General features: G+C 71.3%; 1 protein-coding gene. It reads left to right on the forward strand.

The features are described 5' to 3' along the window. Nucleotides 1-2,304 (forward strand): heavy metal translocating P-type ATPase (locus C3Y15_RS31310; RefSeq protein WP_243860305.1); only part of this gene is annotated, 2,304 nt, incomplete at its 5' end. Nucleotides 2,305-2,362 lie beyond the last annotated feature (58 nt).

Below are 2,362 nucleotides of genomic sequence, written 5' to 3' on the forward strand. Positions count from 1 at the left end.
TCGCAGGGCCACGCCCACGAGCATGCTCACGAGCACGAGCACGAGCACGAGCACGAGCACGAGCACGAGCACGAGCACGAGCACGAGCACGCGGCCGGCGGCTGCTGCGCGCCGGCCGCGCCGACGCTCGCGCCGCTGCCCGCTGCACGGGCGACCGCATCGGGCCACGTGCGCTCCGCGTTCCGGATCATGCAGATGGATTGCCCGACCGAGGAGACGCTGATCCGCAAGAAGCTCGGCGCGATGCAGCAGGTGTCGGCGCTGGAGTTCAACTTGATGCAGCGGATGCTGACCGTCGACCACGTGCCCGGCGCGCAGTCGGCGATCGAAAGCGCGATCCGCACGCTCGGGATGACGCCCGAGGCTGCATCGGCGGACACGCCCGCCGCGCCCGTCGACGCGCCGCGTGCGAAGTCCTGGTGGCCGCTCGCGCTCGCCGGCGTCGCCGCGGTCGCGTCGGAGGCGGTGAACTGGGCCGGCCTGCCGGTGTGGCTGTCGGCAGCGCTGGCGATCGCCGCCGTCCTCGCGTGCGGGCTGACCACCTACAGGAAGGGCTGGATCGCGATCCGCAACGGCAACCTGAACATCAACGCGCTGATGAGCATCGCGGTGACGGGCGCGATGGCGATCGGCCAGTGGCCGGAAGCGGCGATGGTGATGGTGCTGTTCACGATCGCCGAACTGATCGAGGCGAAGTCGCTCGACCGGGCGCGCAACGCGATCCAGGGGCTGATGCAGCTCGCACCGGACACCGCGACCGTGCAGGACGCCGACGGCACGTGGCGCACGCTCGACGCCGCGCAGATTGCGCCGGGCGCGATCGTGCGCGTGAAGCCGGGCGAGCGGATCGGCCTCGACGGCGAGGTCGTTGCCGGGCGCTCGACGGTGAACCAGGCGCCGATCACCGGCGAGAGCCTGCCCGTCGACAAGACGACCGGCGACGCGGTGTACGCCGGCACGATCAACGAATCGGGTTCGTTCGACTATCGCGTGACGGCGGCCGCATCGAACTCGACGCTCGCACGGATCATCCATGCGGTCGAGCAGGCGCAGGGCGCGAAGGCGCCGACGCAGCGCTTCGTCGACCGCTTCGCGCGCGTCTACACGCCGATCGTGTTCGCGATCGCGCTGCTGGTGGCCGTCGTCCCGCCGCTCGTCACGGGCGGTGCGTGGCACGACTGGATCTACCGTGCGCTGGTGCTGCTCGTGATCGCATGCCCGTGCGCGCTGGTGATCTCGACGCCCGTCACGATCGTGTCGGGGCTCGCGGCCGCGGCGCGACGCGGGATCCTCGTGAAAGGCGGCGTGTATCTGGAACAGGGCCGCACGCTGTCATGGCTCGCGCTCGACAAGACCGGCACGATCACGCACGGCAAGCCGGTGCAGACCGACTTCGACCTGCATGCCGAGCACGCCGACGCCGCGCAGGTGCGCCGGCTCGGCGCGAGCCTCGCGGCGCGCTCCGATCACCCGGTGTCGCAGGCGATCGCCGCGGCCGCCCGCGATGCGAGCGCGGCTGCGTTCGACGAGGTGACGGACTTCGAGGCGCTCGCCGGGCGCGGCGTGCGCGGCACGATCGGCGGCGCGCGCTACTGGCTCGGCAATCACCGGCTCGTCGAGGAGCTCGAACGCTGCTCGCCGGCGCTCGAAGCGAAGCTCGACGTGCTCGAGCGGCAGGGCAAGAGCGTCGTGATGCTGATCGACGAGGCGCGCGTGCTCGGCATCTTCGCGGTGGCCGACACGATCAAGGAGACGAGCCGCGCTGCGATCGCCGATCTGCATGCGCTCGGCATCCGCACCGCGATGCTGACGGGCGACAACCCGCACACCGCGCAGGCGATCGCGCAACAGGCCGGCATCGACGATGCGCGCGGCAACCAGCTGCCCGAAGACAAGCTCGCGGCGGTCGAGGAACTGTCGGCGCGCGGCGCGGGCGCGGTCGGGATGGTCGGCGACGGCATCAACGACGCGCCGGCGCTCGCGCGCGCCGATATCGGCTTCGCGATGGGCGCGATGGGCACCGACACGGCGATCGAGACGGCCGACGTCGCGTTGATGGACGACGACCTGCGCAAGATTCCCGCGTTCGTGCGGCTGTCGCGGGCGACGCACCGCGTGCTGGTGCAGAACATCGGCTTCGCGCTCGGCGTGAAGATCGTGTTCCTCGGTCTCACGATCGCCGGGCTCGGCACGATGTGGATGGCCGTGTTCGCGGACGCCGGCGCGAGCCTGATCGTCGTCGGCAACGGGTTGCGGCTGCTGTCGAAGGCCGGTGTGTTCGACGGCGCGCGCACGCAGCGCTGAGGAGCGGGCGATGGGGTTGCTGAAACGGGTGTTTGGCGGGTGGGGTGGTCGGCACGGG

The organism is Burkholderia sp. B10, from assembly GCF_004368385.1.
Classification (GTDB): domain Bacteria; phylum Pseudomonadota; class Gammaproteobacteria; order Burkholderiales; family Burkholderiaceae; genus Burkholderia; species Burkholderia vietnamiensis.